Consider the following 422-nt stretch of genomic DNA (forward strand, 5'->3'; position numbering starts at 1 on the left):
TGTACGCCGTCCAAGGAGCGCCGCATCACGCGCTGGGAGCATGAGCATGTGGTCGAGGAGGTCCAGAGACGGCTCGATTCCGATCCCGACGCCATGCGGACGCGGCGCGAGACGGTTGAGCATCCCTTCGGCACGATCAAAGCCCGTATGGGTGCAACGCACTTCCTGATGAAGCGCCTAAGGAATGTCGCCGCTGAGATGGCGCTGCATGTTCTCGCTTATAACCTCACACGGGTGATGAACATCGTCGGCAAACCGAGCCTGATTGCAGCCATCCGCGCCGCCTGAAGGCCGGAAAGTGCGTCCAAAAGCGCGATAACGCGTCCCTATATCCACCTTGGCCGGCTATCGGACGTTGGAACGCGTGGCCTGCAACGATTGTCGACCACGGCCGCGTCCCGTTTGCACACAACCAAGACCCG

Annotated in this window: 1 protein-coding gene; it reads left to right on the plus strand. The window is 61.4% G+C overall.

Annotated features, from left to right (window positions below):
• The coding region (locus tag CWO89_RS45235) for a transposase (protein ID WP_035691471.1) at window positions 1-288 on the plus strand (288 nt) is incomplete at its 5' end.
• Window positions 289-422 lie beyond the last annotated feature (134 nt).

The organism is Bradyrhizobium sp. Leo170, assembly GCF_004296405.1.
Lineage (GTDB): Bacteria > Pseudomonadota > Alphaproteobacteria > Rhizobiales > Xanthobacteraceae > Bradyrhizobium.